Here is a 16,941-nt window from a genome sequence, read left to right as displayed (position 1 = left end):
CGCTACCTGCGCAGGTAGCTTATGGACATGTCTTTGCAGAAGCCCCAGATCGACCGCCCGGAGGGCCCCGCGCCGTCCGACCTGGAGAAGTCCGACATCACCGTCGGCGATGGCCAGGAGGCGAAGGCCGGCGACACCGTCTCGGTGCACTACGTCGGCGTCTCGCACTCGACCGGCGACCAGTTCGACGCCTCGTGGGATCGCGGCGAACCGCTGCGCTTCGGCCTCGGCAAGGGGCAGGTCATCCCCGGCTGGGACCAGGGCGTGGCCGGGATGAAGGTCGGCGGCCGCCGCAAGCTGGTCATCCCGCCGCATCTGGCCTACGGCGAGCGTGGCGCCGGCGGCGTCATCAAGCCGAACGAGACCCTGATCTTCGTCGTCGACCTCATCGGCGTGAACTGATTCACCACTGACGAGCCGAAAGGGCCCTTCACCGCATCGCATGAGGTGAAGGGCCCTTTCGCCGCAGCTGATGACCCAACGAAAGAGGCCCCATCGCGGTGGCGATGGGGCCTCTGACTACAAGTGGGCGAGGAGGGAGTTGAACCCTCACGTCCTTTCGGACACACGGACCTGAACCGTGCGCGTCTGCCATTCCGCCACTCGCCCGAGTGCTTCGTTCTCTGACAGCTCGCAAAGCGTAGCAGGCCGTTTTCACGGGTTTCACCGGGGGCCGTGTCCGACTGGCCGTACCCGGATAGGATCGACGGGGAAGCACACGTGTGAGGAGGGTTGCCCGGTGGGCCGCGTCGAACGGTTTGACAGACGGCTCGAGAACCTCGTGGGCAATACCTTCGCGCGCATGTTCGGTGGCAACGTCGTCACGCAGGAAGTGGCGGTGGCGCTCGAGCGCGAGAGCGAGGAGAACGTTCGTGAGCTGGCCGGTGGTCGACAGCTCGCTCCCAACCACTACATCGTGTCGTTGGGGCAGGCTGATCACGAGCGCATGGCCGGAGACGAACGGCGGGTCACCTCGGTGTTGGCGGAGGCGGTCAAGGAACACCTCGCCGAGCACGGATGGGACACCTATGGTGACGTCGTAGTTTCGCTCGAGCGCAACGAGGCGCTGCATACTGGACAGTTCAAGACCCGTTCGTCCGTCGATCCCGACGTCAAGCCCCACGGCGCCGAAGGTTCGTCACGGTCGGCACGACCCAGCAACGCAGGAGACCCAGCAATGAGCCAGCCCCCCGGCTACGGCCAATACGACCAGGGTGACCCGTACGGCCAGCAGGGCCAGTACGGCTACGGACAGCAGGCTGGCCAGCAGCAGCCCGGGTACGACCAGGGTTATGGCGGCCAGCAGCAGGGCGGCTACGACCAGGGTTACGGCGGCGGCGCACAGCAGCCCGGCTACGACCAGTACGGCGGCCAGCAGCAAGGCGGCTACGACCAGGGCTATGGCGGTCAGCAGCCGGGGTACGACCAGTACGGCGGCGGCCAGCAACAGGGTGGCGGCTACGACCAGGGCTATGGCGGCGGCGCACAGCAGCCCGGCTACGACCAGTACGGCGGCCAGCAACAGGGCGGCTACGACCAGGGTTACGGCGGCGGCGCACAGCAGCCGGGGTACGACCAGTACGGCGGCCAGCAGCAGGGTGGTGGCTACGACCAGTACGGCGGCGGCCAGCAGCAGCAGTACGGCCAGCCCGCCGCGGACCCGTACGCGCAGGGCGGCGGCTACGGCGGCCAGCCGGCGGCGGGCCGTCAGCTCACCGCGAGCCTCCAGCTGGACGACGGGTCGAACCGCTCGTACTCGCTCAAGCAGGGCGGGAACGTCGTGGGCCGCGGCCAGGACGCCGACTTCCGGCTCCCGGACACCGGTGTCTCGCGCCGTCACCTGGAGATCACCTGGGACGGCCAGAGCGCGACGCTCGCGGACATCGGTTCGACGAACGGCACGACCGTCAACGGCACCCCGGTGCAGACCTGGCAGCTGGCCGACGGCGACGTGATCCGCGTCGGCCACTCGTCTCTCGTGTTCCGTACGCAGGGCTGACCGGCGGCGTCCGGAGGGGGTATCGCAGAATTGCGGTGCGGGACCTGTGGTGGATCGGCACCGCGGGTCGTACGCGGAGAGCAAGGGCGTTCGGAGCCGACCATCCCGGACGGCACGGGCTCTCCGCGGCGTACAGGAGAAACGGGAGCGGACACAACAAGTGCCAGAGCTGGTCGTTCAACTCACCAGGGTGGGCTTTCTCGTGCTGCTCTGGCTCTTCGTGTTCGCCGCGTTGCGTGTCGTCCGTTCGGATCTGTACGCGGCCTCCGGGCTGCGAGTGGCCGTCCCGACGTTCGGCCGCAAGAAGAAGGAAAACAAGAAGCCGCGCGGCGGGAAATCGCCGCAGCAGCTGCTCGTGACCCATGGTGCGCTGGCGGGAACCAGGATCGCCTTGGACGGCAGGCCGATCCTGATCGGCCGCGCCGACGACTCGACTCTGGTGCTGGACGACGACTACGCGTCGACCCGGCACGCCCGGATCGCCCTGCGCGGGGAGGATTGGTACGTGGAAGATCTGGGTTCGACGAACGGGACGTACCTCGACCGGGCTAAGGTCACGGCACCCCTCCGGGTCCCGCTCGGAGTCCCCATCCGGATCGGCAAAACGGTGATCGAGCTTCGCCCATGACTCTCGTCCTCCGCTACGCGGCTCGCAGCGACCGGGGCCTGGTGCGTTCCAGCAACCAGGACTCCGTGTACGCAGGTCCCCGCCTGCTCGCCCTCGCCGACGGCATGGGTGGGCACGCCGCGGGTGAGGTGGCCAGCAAGGTCGTCATCGCCTCACTCGCACCCCTCGACGACGACGATCCCAGCGACGATCTCCTCGCTCAGCTGAGAGAGGCCGTCCAGAACGGCAACGCCGCCATCGCCGAGCTCGTCCAGCAGGACCCGGACCTCGACGGGATGGGCACCACCTTGACCGCCGTGCTGTTCGCCGGTTCGCGGATGGGTGTCGTGCACGTCGGCGACTCGCGGGCGTATCTGATGCGCGGCGGTCAGTTCTCGCAGATCACGCGGGACGACAGCTTCGTCAACGAACTTCTCGAACAGGGCCGGATCACGCCGGAAGAGGCCGCGGTGCACCCGCAGCGGTCGCTGCTGCTGAAGGCGCTGACCGGGCACGAGGTCGAGCCGAGCCTGACCGTGCGCGAGGCCCGCGCCGGTGACCGGTACCTGATCTGCTCGGACGGCCTGTCCGGCATGGTCAGCGACGAGACGCTGTCCGAGGCGATCCAGATCCCGGATCCGCAGGCCTGTGCGGACCGGATGATCGAGCTGGCGCTCAAGGGCGGCGGCACGGACAACGTCACGGTGATCATCGCCGACGTCGTCGACGTCGACTTCGGTGAGGACGCGCCCATCGTAGGCGGCGCCGCCGGGGACGGCAGCGACGAGTTCCACCAGGGGGACTCCCCCGCCGCCCGCGCCCGTGCGCTGACCCAGCCCGCGCCGCAGCCGCGGCCGGAGGTCCAGCCCCAGCAGGAGGACCCCAAGGTCAAGCGCCGGAGGCGATTTCGCTGGCTGGCGGGAGCGGTGGTCGTCCTGATCGTGCTGGCCGCGGCGGCGATCGCCACGCGGTATTTCGTGCTGAGCCAGTACTACGTCGGCGAGGGGCCCGGCGAGGAGGTCGTGATCTACCGCGGCGTCCCCGGCAGCATCCTCGGCATCGACCTGCACGCCTACGAGCAGGGCTCGTGCCCGCCGGGCGGGCTGTGCACCGACAAGCTGCTGGTGCCCGCGTTGCAGGAGGACGCGCGGATCGCGGTGAAGAACGGTGTCAAGAAGGACAACCTCGACGACGCCCGCAAGTACATCGACGACTTCCTGCGGCCGCACAAGCAGCTGGCCGACTGCAAGCCGAACACCAGCTCGACTTCCACGCCGCCTTCCGCTTCGTCACCGCCTCCGGTGTCGTCGTCGGCAGCAGCCCCTTCTACCCCCGCCTCGCCGAGTTCGGCGAACCAGCCAGCGGGGAGGGACTGCTCGACGCCGGCCACGGCAGCACCAGGGGGCGGTAACTGATGAGCACGCCGCTCGCCGATCCGGCTTCGGCCCAGTTCGCCACGAACCCTCCGCGCGAGCTGCCCAAGCGGCGCGGGACCGAACTCGTCCTCCTGGCGTTCGCGACGTTCATCGTCACCGTCGCGCTCGTGCTGGTGGAGGCGAACCAGGAGCAGGAGCTCACCAGCTCGATCATCTGGCTGGGGCTGTCGTACCTCGGGGTGCTGACGGCGGCGCATCTGGCGGTCCGCCGCTGGGCGCCGTACGCGGACCCGGTGATCCTGCCGTGCGTCGCGCTCCTGAACGGGCTCGGCCTGGTGATGATCCACCGGATCGACCTGGCGCTCGCGGAACGCGCGGTGCAGCAGGGCAAGGAGTACACGCCCGACGTCACCAAGCAGGTGCTGTTCACGGCGATCTCGCTGGTGCTGTTCGTGGTGGTGCTGGTCGTGATCAGCGACCACCGCACGCTGACCCGCTACGGCTACACCTGCGGTCTGGTCGGCATCGTGGCGCTCGCGCTGCCCGCGGTGCTGCCGTCGAGCCTTTCCGAGGTCAACGGCGCGAAGGTCTGGATCAAGCTGCCGTTCTTCTCGATCCAGCCCGGCGAGTTCGCGAAGATCCTGCTGATGATCTTCTTCGCTTCGTTCCTGGTGACGAAACGGGACCTGTTCATGGTCGCGGGCAAGAAGATCGTCGGCGTCGAGCTGCCGCGCGCCCGTGACCTCGGCCCGATCCTGATCGCGGCGGCCGCCTGCCTCGGCGTGCTGGTGTTCGAGAAGGACCTCGGGACGTCGCTGCTGTTCTTCGGCGTCACGCTGATGATGTTGTACGTCGCGACCGAGCGGATCATCTGGGTGGTGCTGGGCGTCGGCTTCTTCGCCGCCGGCGCGATCATCGCCTACAACCTGTTCACGCACGTCCAGCAGCGCGTCCGCAACTGGATCGACCCGCTCGCCACCTACGACGACGCGGGCGGCGGCTACCAGGTCGCGCAGGGGCTGTTCGGGCTCGGCACCGGCGGGGTCGGCGGCACCGGCCTCGGCGCCGGGCGGCCGGACATGGTCCCCGAGGCCAAGACGGACTTCATCACCACCGCGATCGGCGAGGAGCTCGGCTTCATCGGCCTCGCCGCGATGCTGATGCTGTACCTGATCCTGGCGACGCGCGGGATGCGCAGCGCCCTCGCGGTCCGCGACACCTTCGGCAAACTCCTCGGCGGCGGCCTCTCGTTCGCCATGGTCATGCAGATCTTCGTCGTCGTCGGCGGCGTCACGAACCTGATCCCGAACACCGGGATCACCGCCCCGTTCCTCTCGCGCGGCGGTTCCTCCCTGCTCGCGAACTACATCCTGGTGGCCCTCCTGCTCCGAATCTCCGACGCCGCCCGCAAACCCGCGGTGCGGCCGAAGCCGCAGCAGCCCCAGGCGCCGCTCGCCGAAGCCCACACGGTGATGGTGCAGCGGCCGCCCGCGAACGGTGAGGGGAGCGCCTCGTGAACACCCCGCTCCGCAAGGTCGGCATCGCCATGCTCGTCATGGTGGTGCTCCTGCTCGCCAACGCCACCTACATCCAGGTGGTCAAGGCCGACGACTACCGCACGGACTCGCGCAACCTGCGGGTGCTCTACGACGAGTACTCCCGCCAGCGCGGCCTGATCGTGACGCCGGACGGCACGGCGCTCGCGAAGGTCGAACCCTCGAACGACAAGTACAAGTTCATCCGGACCTACGCCGACGGCCCGATGTACGCGCCGGTCACCGGCTACTACTCGATCAACTACGGCTCGGGCGGCCTGGAGCGGTCCGAGGACGACGTGCTCAACGGCTCGGATCCGCGGCTGTTCGTGCGGCGCCTGTCGGACATGGTCACCGGCCGCGACCCGCGCGGCGGGAACGTGCGGCTGACGATCAACCCGGCCGTGCAGAAGGCCGCGTACGACCTGATGACGCAGAAGGGTTACACCGGCTCGGTGGTCGCGATCGAGCCGAAGACCGGGCGCATCCTGGCGATGGTCTCGACGCCGTCGTACGACCCGAACAAACTCGCCTCGCACGTCGGCAAGGAGCAGATCGCGGCCTGGGGCCAGTGGCGCGACGACCCGAAGAAGCCGATGCTGAACCGCGCGATCTCGGAGACCTACCCGCCGGGTTCGACGGCCAAGCTGCTGGTGACCGCGGCCGCGCTGGAGAACGGCAAGACGGCGGACATGCCGGTCAACACCGCGCCCAACGTCAAGCTCCCCGGCACGCAGACGACACTGGAGAACTACGGCGGCGCGGCCTGCAAGGGCAGCACGCTGAAGGAAGCGCTGCGGTATTCCTGCAACGTGCCGTTCGCCGAGCTCGCCGGCGAACTCGGCAAGGACAAGCTGAACGCGACGGCGAAGAACTTCGGTGTCGGCGAGGATTTGACCGTGCCGATGCGCGTCGCCGCTTCCTCCCTCGGGCCCCTCGAGTCGAAGGCGGCGCTGTTCCAGAGCGCCATCGGGCAGCGCGACGTGCGGCTGACCCCGATCCAGGACGCGCTGCTTTCGGCGACCATCGCCAACAACGGGATGGCGATGAAACCGCAGCTGGTGCAGGCGCTGCTGGCGCCGAACCTGTCGACCATCGAGGACTACAAGCCGGCCGAGCTGACCGGTGACGCCGCGATGTCCAGCGCGAACGCCGCGATCCTGCGCGACATGATGCTGGCGTCGGAGGAGAACACGAAGGGCGCGGGCAAACGAGGCGACATCCAGATCGCCTCCAAGACCGGCACCGCCGAGCACGGCAACGACCCGAAGAACACCCCGCCGCACGCCTGGTACACCGGGTTCGCGCCGGCGATGGACCCGAAGATCGCCGTCTCGGTGATCGTCGAGTCCGGGGGTAACCGCGGGCTCGAAGCGACCGGTGGCACCGTGGCCGCGGAGATCGGCCGCGCCGCCGTCAACGCCATGCTCGGGGGTGGATAGCGGATGCTGTCCTCGGGTCAGCTGCTGGCCGACCGGTACAAGCTGACGAACCGGATCGCCGTCGGCGGGATGGGCGAGGTCTGGCAGGCCAGTGACACGCGGCTGGACCGGACGGTCGCGATCAAGATCCTCAAGGCGGAGCTGTCCGGCGACGCCGAGTTCCTGCACCGGTTCCGGACCGAGGCGCGGATGACCGCGTCGCTGAACCACCCCGGCATCGCCGCGGTGCACGACTACGGCGAGACGGTCGCGGACGAGCTGTCGATCGCGTATCTGGTGATGGAGCTGGTCGAAGGCGATCCGCTGGCCGCGATCATCACCCGCGAAGGACGGCTGAACGCCGAGCGCACCCTGGACATCCTGGAGCAGGCCGGTAACGCGCTGCAGGCCGCGCACGAAACGGGTCTCGTGCACCGCGACGTCAAACCGGGCAACATCATGGTGACCCCGGCGGGACAGGTGAAGATCACCGACTTCGGGGTCGCGAAGGCCGCCGACGCCGCCCCGGTGACCAGGTCCGGCATGGTCATGGGCACCGCCCACTACATCGCCCCCGAGCAGGCGCTCGGGCACAACGCCGAACCGGCGAGCGACGTCTACTCGCTGGCCGTGTGCGGCTACGAATGCCTCACCGGGCACCGGCCGTTCCTTTCGGAGAACGCGGTGACGGTCGCGATGATGCACATCCGCGACCTCCCGCCGCCGCTGCCGCCGGACGTGCCGCCGGGCGCCCGCGCGGTGATCGAAGCGACCCTGATCAAGGATCCGAGACAGCGGTACAACAGCGGCGGCGAGTTCGCGGCCGCCGTCGCCGCGGTCCGTGCCGGTCTGCCCCTGCCGACGCCGTCCGGGCTGGTGAACGTGGCCTACCCGGCCGGCCAGCCCGTGCTGCCGCAGCAGGTGCCGCCCGGCCCGCACTCCCCGCCGAACCCGATGGCGGCCGTAGGACCGGCGTCGCATCCGGCGATGCACCCGGTCACCGGTCCGCCACCGATGGCGGTCCGCCGTCTGCCCGGCAGACGGCCACAATGGGGCTGGTGGCTGCTGCTCGCGGTGATCCTGATCGCAGTACTGGTGGCAGGAGCCTTCCTCATCGTGAGACTGGTCGGTTCGGGCAACGGACCGCAGTCGGGCGGCGTGGAAACGAGTGAACACGCGCCGGCTCCGGGTAAGAAGTCCGAAGGTCCTCCGCCGACGTCCGCATACCCCGCGGCACCGACGGAGGGCGGCACCGAGGAGCCGGCCGGACAGGCGAATCCAGGAATGATGAGCAGCAAACCTTGGACGGAATGGAACGGCACGCAGAGATGAGCACACCAAGACTGCTCAGCAACCGCTACGAGCTGGGCGAGACGCTCGGCTACGGAGGCATGTCCGAGGTCCACCACGGCCACGACGTGCGCCTGGGCCGGGAGGTGGCGATCAAGATCCTGCGTGCCGACCTGGCGCGGGATCCCCAGTTCCAAGAACGTTTCCGTCGCGAGGCACAGAACGCGGCGGCACTGAACCACCCGGCGATCGTCGCCGTCTACGACACCGGCGAGACGAACACCGAGTTCGGCCCGCTGCCCTACATCGTGATGGAGTACGTCGAAGGACGGACTCTGCGCGACATCGTGAAGACCGAAGGCCCGATGTCGCAGAAGCGGGCCATGGAGGTCATGGCCGACGTCTGCGCGGCACTGGACTTCTCGCACCGGCACGGCATCGTGCACCGCGACGTCAAACCGGCGAACGTGATGATCACGAAGAACGGCGCCGTCAAGGTGATGGACTTCGGTATCGCGCGCGCCATGCACGACGGGCAGTCCGCGATGACGCAGACCGCCGCGGTGATCGGCACGGCGCAGTACCTCTCGCCGGAGCAGGCCCGCGGTGAGTCCGTCGACGCGCGTTCCGACGTCTACGCCGCCGGTTGCGTGCTGTACGAACTCATCACCGGCGAGCCGCCCTTCACCGGCGACTCGCCCGTGGCGGTGGCGTACCAGCACGTCCGGGAAGACCCGAACCCGCCGTCGTCGGTGAACCCGGCCGTGGCGCCCGAGCTCGACGCCGTCGTGCTCAAGGCGCTCGCGAAGGGCCCGGCGAACCGGTACCAGTCGTCCGCGGAGATGCGTTCGGACCTGGTCCGGACGCTGTCCGGTCAGCGGCCCGCCGCGCCGATGGTGATGTCGGAGGACGAGCGCACCCAGGTCATGGACTCCGACCGCCGGGTGCCGCCGCGCTACGACCAGTACGAAGAAGACGACGAGGACCCGGCCGCGAAGAAGAAGCGGCGGGCCTGGCTCATCGCCGGTCTCGTGGTCTCGCTGGCCGCCATCGTGCTGCTGATCATGTGGCTGATGGGCGCTTTCCAGGGCGCCGGCGCGGAGAGCAAGGCGGTCCCGAAGGTGGTCGGGCAGTCCGAGGTCTCGGCGAAGGACACGCTGCGCGGCGCCGGCTTCACCTCACTCGAAACCAAGAAGATCACTTGCACCGGCGAGTCCGTGAACGGCCAGCCCTCGTGTGACGAGAACCAGATCGACAAGGTCATCAGCATCAACCCCGCCGAGGGGCAGGTGGTACCGACCTCGGACAAGATCACGCTGACCGTCGGCTCGAAGCCGGGCAAGGTCAAGACGCCGGACCTCAAGGGCAAGAGCGTCTCCGAGGCCACCACGGCGCTGACCGAAGCCGGTCTGAAGCTCGGTGCGACCACCGAGGAAGAGACCGAAGACCCGAACCAGGCGGGCAAGGTCATGTCGCAGAACCCGAGCGCGCAGGCCGAGGTCGATCAGGGTTCGAAGGTCGACATCACGGTCGGCAAGTCCAAGGAACTGAAGACGGTCCCGAACTACAAGGGCAAGACCCAGGCCGAGGCCGAAGCCGGATTGAGGACGGCCGGGTTCACCCCGCAGGTCACCAATGTGGACTCCGACCAGCCCAAGGGCACCGTGATCGACCAGACCCCGAACGGCGGCAAGCTGGCCGTCGGCAGCGTGGTCAAGCTGTCGGTGTCGAACGGCAACCAGGAGACCTTCGACATGCCGAACCTGAAGGGCATGACCGAGGAGCAGGCGACGCGGCAGCTGCAGCAGCTGGGCTGGAACGGAACCCTGGACACGCAGGCCGACAAGAACGGTGACAAGGATCTGGCGGGCAAGGTCAGCAAGACCAACCCGCAGGCCGGTTCGAAGATCGCGAAGAACGCGCCGATCACGCTGTTCATCGTCGAAAGCGACGAGACGCCGACGTCGTCGAGCTCGCGGCTCTTCCCGCCTCCGTGATCCGGAGCTGAGTGAGGAGGGCCCCGCACGGTTTCGTGCGGGGCCCTTTTCATGTCCAGCCCGTTCGGGAAATGGTGACCGATTTACCCGGTTTCACGAGGGGTCGTGAGTGAAAGAGGGTTATTGAGGGGCAAGTCGTGTTCGTGATCGAGGCCTCCGCCGGGGTCGTGAGTGGCGATGCTCGTTCTAACCCTCTTTGCCACTCACGACCCGCTGGATAGGCATCGCTCAGAGCGCCAAGCTGTCGAGCAGTCCCTGGTAAGCCTGCTGAATCCGCCCGGCGCTGGTCCGCACCACGACCGCTTTCGGCCGCGTCGCGATGAGCGCCACGAGCCGGTCGTACATCTCCGCCAGCCGTTCGGGCCCGCCCAGCGTCTCGTGCGCCTCGACGTGTTCGGGCTCCGCCGCCGCGCGCGTGCGCTCGGCGAACCGCCGGAGCACGTTGTCCTTGGTGTCGAGGAGGACGATCTCGTGGAACTCAGCGGCCGTTTCGACGGCGAGCGTTTCGAGGCGTTCGAGGAGATCGGCGCGGCCGAGGAACTGCGGGACGATGACGTCGTGGCCCGCGAGCAGCTGGGTGCGAGCCGCACTCACGGCGAGGTCGCGGGCGAGCGTCCCGGCTTTCGCGGCGTTCTCGCGCCAGGCGCCGAGCAGACCGCGGAGCCGGTCGATGTCGAGGTTCAGCGTCAGCGGATGGTCTTCGGCGTACAACCGGGCGAGGGTCGACTTCCCGCAGGCGGGCGGGCCGTTGAGCACGATGAGCCGCGGCATCAGGCGTTGCGCCGGAGCAGATACGCGACGGCCGTCGCGCTCAGCAGCAAGGCGGAGACCGCCGCCACGACGGCGATGATGAACGGGCCGGTCAGTGGTTGTTGCGACGCCAAGGCGCGCAGCAGCGGATTGGCCAGCGGCAGCCACTTCACCAGGAGCACCGCCGCGAGGGCGAAGATCGCGGCCAGGACGGACCAGCCGACCCGCGGCACCAGCAGCCGCGAACAGGGCAGGCCGATCGCGATCCCGAACAGCGCGCACAGCGCGTGCGCCGAGGCACCCAGCGCGAAGGTGCCGATCGTGAAGCCGCCGGTCCGGAGCCCCGACCACAGCACCGTCACGAGGATCAGCACGACCGCGCAGCCGAAGACGGCCAGCGTGGCGCCGCCGAGGACCGACCGCCAGCGTCGTGCGTGGCTGAAGGTCACCAGCCGCTGGACCGGGTCTTCGACGTCGAGCATGGCGATGGTCAGCCAGCACGACACGACGAGGAGCGAGCCCGCGCTGATCCCGTACTGCGGCAGCAGCGGCGACTTCGGATCCGTGTAGAGCACGGTGTTCACCGCGATGTACGCGAGGATCGCGGGCAGATAGCGCTGGGAATGGCCGAGCAGCGCGAGGTAGTAGCGGGTCATGGCGAGCACGGCGCCACCTCCCGGACCGAAAAGCCGCGGTTGAGCGCGCGGAGCAGGACCGCGTCGGCGTGCCCGGCTTCGACCGTCAGGACGACCTTCCCGTCCTCCGCCACGACGTGGCTCACGCCGGGTTCCGAAGACCAATCGCCGCTGGGGCCGTGCAGGACGATCCTCGTCGCGTTTTCGGCTCTTGTTTCGACACGGGTCAGGAGGCCGCCGTCGATCCGGTAGACGTCGTCGGCGTGGGCGTGCACGACGGAGGCGCGGTGATCGGTGAAGACCACGCTCGCGCCCCGCTCCTTGGTCTCGGCGACGAGTTCGCCGAGCACGGTGTGGGCTTCGACGTCGAGACCGGACCAAGGCTCGTCGAGGATCAGCAGGTCCGGCTCGGCGAGGACGGCCTGGGCGAGGCCGACCTTCTGGGCGTTGCCCTTCGACAGGGTCCGCAAGGGCGCGTCCGGGCCGCCGACCAGCGCCAGCCGGTCCAGCAGGGGATCGATCGCCGACAAGTCGACATGGCCGTCGATGCGGGCCATATGCCGCAGGTACGCCCTGGCACTCATCCGCTGTCCCGCCGGAAAGCGGTCCGGAAGGTAGCCGACGCGCGGATCGCCCACGACGGTTCCCGAAGTCTCACGGGAAAGTGCCGCGAGGATCCTGAGCAGCGTCGACTTCCCCGAGCCGTTCGAACCGAGGATGCCGAGCACGCGGCCCGCCGGGACGTCGAGGTCGACGTCGGCGAGCACGGGTTCGCCGCGGCCGTAGCGCTTACCGACTCCTTCGAGCCGGATCAGCGAGGTCACGCAGCAGCGGCCTTCTGCAGCGCACGGGTCGCCTGTTCGAGTTCGTTGACCGTGGCGTCGGCGACCGGGTGCCCGGCGGAGGCCATCCAGTTCGCCAGCATCCGGTGACCACCCTGGGTGAGCACGGACTCGGGGTGGAACTGGACGCCTTCGAGCGGCAGCTCGCGGTGCCGCATGCCCATCACGACACCGGACTCGGTGCGGCCTGTGATTTCGAACACGGTCTCGTCGATGGTTTCCGGCAAAACGGTCAGCGAGTGGTACCGCGTGGCGGTGAATTCCGCAGGAAGCCCGGCGAGCACTCCGTCGCCCGAATGGTGGACTTGACTGGTCTTGCCGTGCAGCAGTTCCGGGGCGCGGTCGACGGTGGCGCCGAAGACCACGCCGAGCGCCTGGTGGCCGAGGCAGACGCCGAGCATCGGGATGCGTTCCTCGGCGCATTTGCGGATGACGTCCATGCTCTGACCAGCGCGTTCCGGGGTTCCGGGGCCGGGAGAGACGAGGACCGCGTCGAACTCGCCGAGCTTGTCGATGTCCACGACGTCGTTGCGCCAGACGGTGCAGTCGGCGCCGAGCTGGGCCAGGTACTGGACCAGGTTGTAGACAAAACTGTCGTAGTTGTCGACGACGAGCACGCGCATGAAGCCAGCTTAGCGGCTCCCACCAGGTGGACCGTACGCCAGATCACAATGATTGTTAGGGCTACCTAACTTACCGTGGTAGGAGTGAGCCGTTCTCTTCGTGTAGCCATCGTGGGTGCCGGTCCGGCCGGCATCTACGCCGCCGACATCCTCGACAAGTCCGACGCTGACGTGACGATCGACCTGTTCGAGCGCATGCCGGCGCCGTTCGGGCTGATCCGGTACGGCGTCGCGCCCGACCATCCCCGGATCAAGGGCATCGTCACCGCCCTGCACAAGGTGCTCGACAAGCCGAACATCCGGCTGCTGGGCAACGTCGACTACGGGACCGACCTGAAGCTCGACGACCTGCGCCAGTTCTACGACGCGGTGATCTTCTCGACCGGCGCCATGGCCGACCGCGCGCTCGACATCCCCGGGATCGACCTGGACGGCAGCTACGGCGCCGCCGACTTCGTCTCCTGGTACGACGGGCACCCGGACGTGCCGCGCACCTGGCCGCTGAACGCGACCTCGGTCGCGGTCCTCGGCGTCGGCAACGTGGCGCTCGACGTGGCGCGGATCCTCGCGAAGACCGCCGACGAGCTGCTCAGCACCGACATCCCGGACAACGTCTACCAGGGACTGAAGGCCAGCCCGGTCACCGACGTGCACGTGTTCGGCCGTCGCGGCCCGGCTCAGGCGAAGTTCACCCCGCTGGAGCTGCGCGAGCTGGACCACTCGCCGAACGTCGAGGTCATCGTCTACCCCGAGGACATCGAGTTCGACGAAGGCAGCATCGCCGCGCTGCGGGCGTCGAAGCAGATCGACATGGTCGTGAAGACGCTGCAGGAGTGGGCGATCCGCGACCAGGGCGACCGGCCGAAGCGGCTGCACCTGCACTTCCTGCACTCGCCGTGCGAGATCGTCGGCGAAGACGGCAAGGTGACCGGCCTGCGGACCGAGCGCACCGAACTGACCGGTGACGGCAACGTGCGCGGCACCGGCGAGTTCCACGTCTGGGACGTCCAGGCCGTCTACCGCGCGGTGGGCTACCTGTCGTCGCATCTGCCGGAGATCCCGTTCGACCACACCACCGGGACCGTGCCGAACCAGGCGGGCCGGGTGCTGGACATCGACGAGGAGCAGGTGCCGGGCGTCTACGTGACCGGCTGGATCAAGCGCGGGCCGGTCGGCCTCATCGGCCACACCAAGGGCGACGCGGCCGAAACCATCGCGAGCCTGCTGGCCGACGCCGGCAACCTCACGGCCCCGGCCGTCGAGGACCCCGACGCGATCCTCGGTTTCCTGACCGAACGCGGCGTTCCCTTCACCACCTGGGAAGGCTGGGGCAAGCTCGACGCCCACGAGAAGGCGCTGGGCGTCCCGCACGGCCGGGAACGCGTGAAGGTCGTGGAGCGCGACGAAATGACCCGCATCTCGCGCTCCTGAACCCTGTCCGTGAAGGCCTCCTTCCCTACTCTCAAGGTAGGGAAGGAGGCCTTCACGGCGTTCCCAGGTAAGCGAGGACCGCGAGAACGCGGCGGTTCGTGTCGTCCGAGGCGACGATGCCGAGCTTCGCGAAGATGTTCGCGGTGTGCTTCCCCACCGCCCCTTCGCTGAAGTGCAGCCGCGAAGCGATGGCGGCGTTGGAACAGCCTTCGGCCATCAGTCCGAGCACCTCGCGTTCGCGCGGGGTCAGCGCGGAGAGGGGGTCGGAAGCGTTGCCCGCCACCAGTTTCGCGATCACCTCGGGGTCCATCGCGGTGCCGCCGCCCGCCACTCGCCGCACCGCGTCGATGAACTGGTCCGCGTTGAAGACCCGGTCCTTCAACAGGTATCCGATCGCGCCTGCCCCGTCGGCGAGGAGTTCCCGCGCGTAGAGCTGCTCGACATGTTGCGACAGAACGAGAATCGGCAGCCCGGGGATGTCGCGCCGCACGGCCAGCGAGACCTGGAGTCCTTCGTCGGTGAGCGTCGGCGGCATCCGGACGTCGACGACCGAAACGTCGGGCCGGTGCGTGCGCAGCGCGCGCTCCAGTTCCGGCCCGGTGCCCACCGCCTCGACGACGTCGAAACCGTGCGCGGTCAGCAAATGCGTCAAACCGTCTCGGAGGAGGTACTGGTCTTCGGCGACGACGCATCGGGGTCGAGCTGGCACGGGATCTCCATGATCGCCTTCGTCGGCCCGCCGAGCGGGCTGGTCAGAGCAAAAGTACCGTCGAAGGCGCCCAGTCTGCGTTCGATCCCGCGAATCCCGCTCCCCCGGGCCGCGTTCGCGCCGCCCTTCCCGTCGTCGGTCACCTCGATCCGCAGCAGACCGTCGTCATAGCCCAGTTCGATCGACACTCGCCGAGCCTCGCCGTGTTTGGCGGCGTTGCCCAGCAACTCGCTGACCGCGAAGTACGCGCACGCTTCCGCGGGCTGCTCCAACCGGGGCAGGGTGCCGTTCACCGAAGCCCGCAGCGGGCTGTCGAGCGCCATCGCGCGCACCGCGTCACCGAGCCCGCGCTCGGACAACACCGGCGGATGAATCCCGCGCACCAGCAGCCGCAACTCGGTCAGTGTCTCGGACGACGTCTGCCGCAGCTCGGCGGCCAGTCGTTTCGCCGCGGCCGGGTCGCTGTCGATGAGCGCTTCGACCGCGCCCAGCTTCATCCCCATCGCGACCAGCCGCGACTGGACCCCGTCGTGCAGATCCCGCTCGATACGCCGCAGCTCGGCGGCCTGCGCGACCGACGCGTCGGTCCGCGTCTGCTTCAGCCGTTCGACACGCTGCCCGAGCCGCGAAGCCTCTGTCGGACCGAGAAGCACCTTCGCGAAGCGCGCTCCCAGACGGGTAAGCCACGGCGTCGCGGCCAGTCCGGCGACGACCGCCGCCACGGCGACAGGAGTCAGCGCGAGCGCTTGCCCGAACGGCCGCCAGATCCACAGCGCCACCACACCCCAAAGGCCGAGGGACACCAACGCCACCGTCGGCACGGCCAGCGCCAGCAGCACCGCGGAGTTGACCACCGCGGCGGCCAGATCGCGCCAGGTCGCACGGTCGACCATCACCCAGCGCAAACGCGCCAGCCTCGACGGCCACCACGGGGTGTCGTACAGCTGCCGTCCGTGCCGGTACATCCCGTCCGCCCGCGGCACGGGGAACGGCGGCTCCGGCAGATACGGCCGGTCGATCCGCACGCCGGTCCAGTACTTGGCCTCGCGGCGCAGGGTGTCGGTCACCGAACGACCGGCGACGACCATCGCCGGGAACAGCGGCGCCGGCCAGATCAGGGCGAGCAGCGTCGGGATCGCCATCCCGAGCTGTGCGGCCGAAAGCGCGAGCAGGCCCAGCTGGAAGCCCAGCGCCTTCAGCCTGGTCTTGAGCCAGCCGTCCCCGGTGCGGCCCGGGCGGGGGCCGAGCCACCAGCGCGTCCACTTCCCGTACAGCCGGAGGGCGCGCGGCCCGGCCAGCAGGACCGCGGGGATCAGCAGCAGGCCCGCGACCGGATTCCACAGCTGCCAGCCGAGGTCGCGTCCGGTCGCCGGATCGCCGGTGATCCATTCGAATCGTTTGGTCCACTTGATGAACCACGACCGCTTGAACAGGCTGTTCCCGTCGCGGTACCAGCCGTCGCGCTCGCGTTCCGGCTCGGGCGGCGCCGGCCGGTAGGGCGGTTCGACCTCTACACCGCACCAGCGCCCGGCCAGTCGCCGGGTGAGCGCGGCACGCGGACGCGTCCCTTCGAGCGCGAGCGTGTAGGCGAAGACCAGGCCGACACAGAGCAGGCAGAAACCCACCAGTTCGAGCAGCAGGTCCAGCCAGCTCACCAGCGCCAAGGCCGCGAGCACGAAGCCCCGGCGCACGGAGGTGAGGTAGGTGCGGAACATGCGACGAAGTC

General features: G+C 68.9%; 15 protein-coding genes and 1 tRNA gene. 9 read left to right on the top strand and 7 right to left on the bottom strand.

What is annotated here, in order from left to right:
• Positions 1 to 27 precede the first annotated feature (27 nt).
• The gene (locus tag AORI_RS41210) at positions 28 to 402 is read left to right on the top strand and encodes an FKBP-type peptidyl-prolyl cis-trans isomerase (RefSeq protein WP_043848490.1); all 375 of its coding nucleotides are present in this window, start codon (positions 28 to 30) and stop codon (positions 400 to 402) included.
• 124 nt (positions 403 to 526) lie between these two features.
• On the opposite strand, the gene AORI_RS41205 is transcribed toward AORI_RS41210, so the two are convergent.
• A tRNA-Leu gene (locus tag AORI_RS41205) sits at positions 527 to 609 on the bottom strand.
• 130 nt (positions 610 to 739) lie between these two features.
• Here AORI_RS41205 and AORI_RS41200 point away from each other — a divergent pair.
• The 7 genes from AORI_RS41200 (at position 740) to pknB (ending at position 10,225) form a co-directional block, all read left to right on the top strand.
• Positions 740 to 1,999, top strand: coding sequence for a DUF3662 and FHA domain-containing protein (locus AORI_RS41200; protein ID WP_016330505.1), 1,260 nt, complete (start codon positions 740 to 742; stop codon positions 1,997 to 1,999).
• A gap of 160 nt (positions 2,000 to 2,159) precedes the next feature.
• Positions 2,160 to 2,627 (top strand): FHA domain-containing protein FhaB/FipA, encoded by a 468-nt coding sequence (locus tag AORI_RS41195; RefSeq protein ID WP_007030429.1) that lies wholly within the window; start codon positions 2,160 to 2,162, stop codon positions 2,625 to 2,627.
• Positions 2,624 to 4,021, top strand: a complete 1,398-nt coding sequence (locus tag AORI_RS41190; RefSeq protein WP_016330504.1) for a PP2C family protein-serine/threonine phosphatase — start codon at positions 2,624 to 2,626, stop codon at positions 4,019 to 4,021. Before AORI_RS41195 ends, AORI_RS41190 begins: the two co-directional genes overlap by 4 nt.
• The gene (locus AORI_RS41185; RefSeq protein ID WP_016330503.1) at positions 4,021 to 5,499 is read left to right on the top strand and encodes an FtsW/RodA/SpoVE family cell cycle protein; all 1,479 of its coding nucleotides are present in this window, start codon (positions 4,021 to 4,023) and stop codon (positions 5,497 to 5,499) included. The genes AORI_RS41190 and AORI_RS41185 overlap by 1 nt, the downstream gene beginning before the upstream one ends.
• A complete protein-coding gene (locus AORI_RS41180) occupies positions 5,496 to 6,959 on the top strand; it encodes a peptidoglycan D,D-transpeptidase FtsI family protein (RefSeq protein ID WP_016330502.1) in 1,464 nt (487 codons plus the stop codon). Before AORI_RS41185 ends, AORI_RS41180 begins: the two co-directional genes overlap by 4 nt.
• A gap of 3 nt (positions 6,960 to 6,962) precedes the next feature.
• On the top strand, positions 6,963 to 8,270 hold the full coding sequence (locus AORI_RS41175) for a protein kinase domain-containing protein (RefSeq protein ID WP_016330501.1): 1,308 nt from the start codon (positions 6,963 to 6,965) through the stop codon (positions 8,268 to 8,270).
• On the top strand, positions 8,267 to 10,225 hold the full coding sequence (gene pknB, locus AORI_RS41170; RefSeq protein WP_043847832.1) for a Stk1 family PASTA domain-containing Ser/Thr kinase: 1,959 nt from the start codon (positions 8,267 to 8,269) through the stop codon (positions 10,223 to 10,225). The genes AORI_RS41175 and pknB overlap by 4 nt, the downstream gene beginning before the upstream one ends.
• 228 nt (positions 10,226 to 10,453) lie before the next feature.
• Here the strand turns inward: pknB and AORI_RS41165 are convergent, their stop codons facing one another.
• Genes AORI_RS41165 through AORI_RS41150 form a run of 4 tightly spaced genes read right to left on the bottom strand, consistent with a single transcriptional unit; the run spans position 10,454 to position 13,075 of the window.
• Positions 10,454 to 10,996 (bottom strand): AAA family ATPase, encoded by a 543-nt coding sequence (locus AORI_RS41165; RefSeq protein WP_016330499.1) that lies wholly within the window; start codon positions 10,994 to 10,996, stop codon positions 10,454 to 10,456.
• The gene (locus AORI_RS41160) at positions 10,996 to 11,640 is read right to left on the bottom strand and encodes a hypothetical protein (protein ID WP_016330498.1); all 645 of its coding nucleotides are present in this window, start codon (positions 11,638 to 11,640) and stop codon (positions 10,996 to 10,998) included. The genes AORI_RS41165 and AORI_RS41160 overlap by 1 nt, the downstream gene beginning before the upstream one ends.
• Positions 11,628 to 12,434: an ABC transporter ATP-binding protein gene (locus tag AORI_RS41155; RefSeq protein ID WP_016330497.1), complete on the bottom strand. Its 807-nt coding sequence runs from the start codon at positions 12,432 to 12,434 to the stop codon at positions 11,628 to 11,630. Before AORI_RS41155 ends, AORI_RS41160 begins: the two co-directional genes overlap by 13 nt.
• A complete protein-coding gene (locus tag AORI_RS41150; RefSeq protein WP_016330496.1) occupies positions 12,431 to 13,075 on the bottom strand; it encodes an aminodeoxychorismate/anthranilate synthase component II in 645 nt (214 codons plus the stop codon). The genes AORI_RS41155 and AORI_RS41150 overlap by 4 nt, the downstream gene beginning before the upstream one ends.
• A 111-nt stretch (positions 13,076 to 13,186) precedes the next feature.
• Between AORI_RS41150 and AORI_RS41145 the strand changes: the two genes are divergently transcribed.
• Positions 13,187 to 14,506: an FAD-dependent oxidoreductase gene (locus tag AORI_RS41145; RefSeq protein ID WP_016330495.1), complete on the top strand. Its 1,320-nt coding sequence runs from the start codon at positions 13,187 to 13,189 to the stop codon at positions 14,504 to 14,506.
• Positions 14,507 to 14,558: 52 nt separating this feature from the next.
• Here AORI_RS41145 and AORI_RS41140 read toward each other — a convergent pair whose 3' ends face one another.
• Together AORI_RS41140 and AORI_RS41135 are read right to left on the bottom strand one after the other, a co-directional pair.
• The gene (locus AORI_RS41140; protein WP_043847831.1) at positions 14,559 to 15,215 is read right to left on the bottom strand and encodes a response regulator; all 657 of its coding nucleotides are present in this window, start codon (positions 15,213 to 15,215) and stop codon (positions 14,559 to 14,561) included.
• Positions 15,155 to 16,930 (bottom strand): sensor histidine kinase, encoded by a 1,776-nt coding sequence (locus tag AORI_RS41135; protein ID WP_016330493.1) that lies wholly within the window; start codon positions 16,928 to 16,930, stop codon positions 15,155 to 15,157. Before AORI_RS41135 ends, AORI_RS41140 begins: the two co-directional genes overlap by 61 nt.
• Between the last annotated feature and the right edge of the window lie 11 nt (positions 16,931 to 16,941).

Origin of the sequence: Amycolatopsis keratiniphila, from assembly GCF_000400635.2 — a bacterium.
Taxonomy (GTDB): domain Bacteria; phylum Actinomycetota; class Actinomycetes; order Mycobacteriales; family Pseudonocardiaceae; genus Amycolatopsis; species Amycolatopsis keratiniphila.
This window is presented reverse-complemented; position numbering and strand designations above follow the sequence as displayed.

Bases quoted from the DNA above. Each gene is read 5' to 3' on its own strand.
- AORI_RS41210 (WP_043848490.1), top strand. From the start codon at position 28: ATGTCTTTGCAGAAGCCCCAGATCGACCGCCCGGAGGGCCCCGCGCCG.
- AORI_RS41190 (WP_016330504.1), top strand. From the start codon at position 2,624: ATGACTCTCGTCCTCCGCTACGCGGCTCGCAGCGACCGGGGCCTGGTG.
- AORI_RS41185 (WP_016330503.1), top strand. From the start codon at position 4,021: ATGAGCACGCCGCTCGCCGATCCGGCTTCGGCCCAGTTCGCCACGAAC.
- AORI_RS41175 (WP_016330501.1), top strand. From the start codon at position 6,963: ATGCTGTCCTCGGGTCAGCTGCTGGCCGACCGGTACAAGCTGACGAAC.
- pknB (WP_043847832.1), top strand. From the start codon at position 8,267: ATGAGCACACCAAGACTGCTCAGCAACCGCTACGAGCTGGGCGAGACG.
- AORI_RS41165 (WP_016330499.1), bottom strand. From the start codon at position 10,996: ATGCCGCGGCTCATCGTGCTCAACGGCCCGCCCGCCTGCGGGAAGTCG.
- AORI_RS41150 (WP_016330496.1), bottom strand. From the start codon at position 13,075: ATGCGCGTGCTCGTCGTCGACAACTACGACAGTTTTGTCTACAACCTG.
- AORI_RS41135 (WP_016330493.1), bottom strand. From the start codon at position 16,930: ATGTTCCGCACCTACCTCACCTCCGTGCGCCGGGGCTTCGTGCTCGCG.